Here is a 3,678-nt window from a genome sequence, read left to right as displayed (position 1 = left end):
TTTTCATAAAAAGCATCAATCGATAAATTGGGTAAACCCGATGCATAAACTGCTAATTCGTCACAACGTTCGTTTTGTGGATGGTTGTTGTGTCCTTTTATCCATTTGAAATCTACTTGGTGTTTTCGGTAAATTTTTAAGAATCGTTTCCATAAATCGGAGTTTTTTCTTCCTGCGAAACCTTTCTTTTCCCAACCTAAAACCCATTTTTTCTCAACAGAATCTACAACATATTTAGAATCTGAAATTACTAAAACCTTCATATTAGGATTTTTTAGTTTTTCTAAACCTACAATTACTGCAAGAAGTTCCATTCTATTATTAGTTGTATGTCTAAAACCTTCGTAGAATTCTTTTTTGTGTGGCGTTCCTACTAATTCCATGACAACGCCATAACCTCCGTTTCCGGGATTTCCTTTGGCTGCGCCGTCTGTATAGATGTGGACTTCATGTTGCATGGCTACGAGTTGCGAGTTAAAAGTTTTTCAATTACTTCTGGAAAATGCAATTGTTCTAAAACACCATTTCGCTCTGCTATTTCTTCGGCCGATTTACAATCTTCGATATTTACCGATTTTTGAAAAATAAACTCACCTTCATCATAATGTTCGTTTACATAATGAATCGTTATTCCGGTCTCTTTCTCTTTATTTTCTAAAACTGCGCGATGCACATTGATGCCATACATACCTTTTCCGCCATAATTTGGAAGAAGTGCTGGATGAATATTAACGACTTTATTAGGAAATGCTTTAATAATAGATTCTGGAAATTTCAATAAGAATCCGGCGAGAACAATTAAGTCGGGTTGAATTTCATTTAATTTCTGTAAAACTTTACCTTCGTTAAGCTCATTTCTATCAAATATTTCTGATGGTATGTCTAAATATTTTGCTCTTTCTAACACTTTGGCATTAGGATTGTTAGTAAAGATTCTGACTACGTTCGCACTTCCTTTTTTATTGAAATGTAATACGATATTCTCGGCGTTAGAACCCGATCCAGAAGCGAATATTACTATCTTTTTCATTTACCCTGTAATTTTTATTACGCAAAAAAAAGAATAATAAATGATAATAAATAATATAAATGAGGTCTTTGTGAAATAATTTTTTTAATTTCGTGGTCACATTTATTAACTAAAAGGTGGTTTTAAGATAAAGTTTTTTATTTTTGCCAACAATTTAAATTTTAAAATTAAAGATTATGTCAGACATTGCATCAAGAGTTAAAGCGATTATCGTAGACAAATTAGGCGTTGACGAGAATGAAGTTGTAACAGAAGCAAGCTTCACAAACGATTTAGGAGCAGATTCATTAGACACTGTTGAGCTTATTATGGAGTTCGAAAAAGAATTTGATATTCAAATTCCAGACGACCAAGCAGAAAACATTGCTACTGTAGGTCAAGCTATTTCTTACATCGAAGAAGCAAAAAAATAATAAAATAAATAACCCGTACGCATTATTTGTGTGCGGGTTTTTATTATTTTTAAAAAAAATTAGACTATTTTTGATTGAATTTCAATCACATTATATTGAAATACCCTTGTCTCTTTAAGCTCAAAATAAGATAAAGAAATATGGGTATTATTTGTTTAAACGATATTTAAAAAAAATTATATGCAATTAAAGCGTGTTGTTGTAACTGGTCTTGGAGCATTAACTCCTATTGGAAATTCAATAGAAGAATATTGGGATGCTTTAATAAGCGGCAAAAGTGGTGCTGCTCCAATAACATATTACGATACTGAAAAGCATAAAACAAAATTTGCTTGCGAAGTAAAAAACTTCAATATTGAAGATTACATGGATCGTAAAGAATCTCGTCGTTTAGATAAATTTTCGCACTATGCTATTGCATCCAGTGACGAAGCTATCAAAGATGCCGGAATTACTCATGACAATGTAAACAAACACAGAGTTGGTGTAATTTGGGGTGCAGGAATTGGCGGATTAGAAACTTTTCAAGAAGAAGTAATGTATTATGCCAAAGGCGATGGAACTCCAAAATTCAATCCGTTCTTTATTCCAAAAATGATTGCCGATATTGCTCCAGCTCATATTTCTATGAGAAATGGTTATATGGGTCCAAATTATACAACGGTTTCTGCTTGTGCATCATCTGCAAATGCTATGATTGATGCTTTTAATTATATTAGATTAGGAATGTGTGATGTAATTATCACTGGAGGTTCTGAAGCTGCTGTAACTATTGCAGGAATGGGCGGATTTAACTCAATGCATGCTTTATCTACCAGAAATGAAAGTCCAGAAACGGCTTCGCGTCCATTTGATGCAACTCGTGATGGTTTTGTTCTTGGTGAAGGCTCCGGTGCGATTGTTTTAGAAGAATACGAACATGCAAAAGCGCGTGGTGCCAAAATTTATTGTGAAATTGGCGGTGGCGGAATGTCGTCAGATGCTTATCACTTAACTGCTCCACATCCAGAAGGTCTTGGTGTAATTGCAGTTATGGAAAATACGTTGCGTGATGCAGGAATGTCGCCAGAAATGGTAGATCACATCAATACGCACGGAACTTCAACGCCACTTGGTGATGTTGCCGAATTGAAAGCAATTAGTCACGTTTTTGGATCTCATGCTAAAAATATCAATATCAATTCAACAAAATCTATGACAGGCCATTTGCTTGGTGCTGCAGGTGCGATTGAAGCGATTGCTGTTATTTTAGCAATGAAACACAGTATTGTTCCACCAACAATTAATCATACAGTTGTTGATGAAAACATTGATCCGTCATTGAATTTGACTTTGAACAAACCACAAAATAGAGAAATCAAAGTTGCTATGAGTAACACTTTTGGGTTTGGAGGTCACAATGCTTGTGTATTGTTTAAAAAATTCGAAGAATAAGTTTTCATGCGATTACTTAAAAAAATATTTTCCAAAAATTCCCGTCCTACAGAAGGCGGGAATTTTTTTGTTGCTGTTGAAAAAATTGTAGGTTTCAAACCTGTTAACCTAAAATACTACGAAAAAGCCTTTACGCATCGTTCTTCCAATAAAACCGATGAAAAAGGAAATCCTGTAAATTATGAACGATTGGAATTTCTTGGAGATTCTATGTTAAGTTCTGTGATTGCAGCGCATTTATATAAAGAAGCACCGCTTGGTGACGAAGGTTATTTAACAAAAATGCGTTCCAAAATTGTAAGTCGGGAACATTTAAACGAATTAGGAAGAGATTTACATCTAATTGATTTGGTAGAAAGTAAAGTTCCACCATCACATTTTGGTGAAAACATCCACGGAAATATTTTTGAAGCTCTTGTTGGTGCTATTTTCCTTGATAAAGGATATGTAGGCTGCGAGCAATTTATCTATCAAAAAGTAATTATTCCTTACGTTGATATTGCTCGATTGGAAGGAAAAGTGATCAGCTACAAAAGTTTGGTTATTGAATGGTGTCAAAAGGAGAAAAAAATATTTCATTTTGATATTTTTGATGATAACGGAAACGATGGACAAAAATATTTTGGTGTAAAATTGAGTATTGATGACAAAGTAGTTGCAAAATCGAGAGCAACATCCAAAAAGAAAGCTGAAGAAATTGCTTCAAAAAGAGCCTATTTTGCATTTCAAGAAAAAATTAACAAAATTTAACACAAATTCTTAAAAAACTATAACGTTTTCGTTAGTAAATTAACGTTAATG

Annotated in this window: 5 protein-coding genes; 3 read left to right on the top strand and 2 right to left on the bottom strand. The window is 33.6% G+C overall.

Annotation, left to right across the window (positions count from 1 at the left end):
- On the bottom strand, window positions 1-458 hold a 458-nt coding region (gene rnhA, locus DIU01_RS08830), incomplete at its 3' end, for a ribonuclease HI (protein WP_290833594.1).
- 2 nt (window positions 459-460) lie between these two features.
- On the bottom strand, window positions 461-1,030 hold the full coding sequence (locus DIU01_RS08825; protein WP_290833592.1) for a phosphoribosylglycinamide formyltransferase: 570 nt from the start codon (window positions 1,028-1,030) through the stop codon (window positions 461-463).
- A gap of 176 nt (window positions 1,031-1,206) precedes the next feature.
- Here DIU01_RS08825 and DIU01_RS08820 point away from each other — a divergent pair, with 176 nt between their 5' ends.
- From DIU01_RS08820 to DIU01_RS08810, 3 genes are all read left to right on the top strand, one after another.
- The gene (locus DIU01_RS08820) at window positions 1,207-1,443 is read left to right on the top strand and encodes an acyl carrier protein (RefSeq protein ID WP_007137004.1); all 237 of its coding nucleotides are present in this window, start codon (window positions 1,207-1,209) and stop codon (window positions 1,441-1,443) included.
- Window positions 1,444-1,623: 180 nt separating this feature from the next.
- Complete coding sequence (gene fabF, locus DIU01_RS08815) at window positions 1,624-2,877, top strand: beta-ketoacyl-ACP synthase II (protein WP_290833590.1); 1,254 nt, start codon at window positions 1,624-1,626, stop codon at window positions 2,875-2,877.
- A 6-nt stretch (window positions 2,878-2,883) separates the two neighbouring features.
- A complete protein-coding gene (locus DIU01_RS08810) occupies window positions 2,884-3,627 on the top strand; it encodes a ribonuclease III domain-containing protein (protein ID WP_290833588.1) in 744 nt (247 codons plus the stop codon).
- The last annotated feature ends 51 nt before the right edge of the window (window positions 3,628-3,678 follow it).

Source organism: Flavobacterium sp. (assembly GCF_003525665.1).
In the GTDB taxonomy this organism is placed as follows: domain Bacteria; phylum Bacteroidota; class Bacteroidia; order Flavobacteriales; family Flavobacteriaceae; genus Flavobacterium.
Note: the sequence above shows the minus strand (reverse complement) of the source record. Positions and strands in the feature narration are given on the sequence as shown.

What these genes read in the sequence shown, in the direction of transcription:
- DIU01_RS08825 (WP_290833592.1), bottom strand. Translation starts at nt 1,030, where the DNA reads ATGAAAAAGATAGTAATATTCGCTTCTGGATCGGGTTCTAACGCCGAG.
- DIU01_RS08820 (WP_007137004.1), top strand. Translation starts at nt 1,207, where the DNA reads ATGTCAGACATTGCATCAAGAGTTAAAGCGATTATCGTAGACAAATTA.
- fabF (WP_290833590.1), top strand. Translation starts at nt 1,624, where the DNA reads ATGCAATTAAAGCGTGTTGTTGTAACTGGTCTTGGAGCATTAACTCCT.
- DIU01_RS08810 (WP_290833588.1), top strand. Translation starts at nt 2,884, where the DNA reads ATGCGATTACTTAAAAAAATATTTTCCAAAAATTCCCGTCCTACAGAA.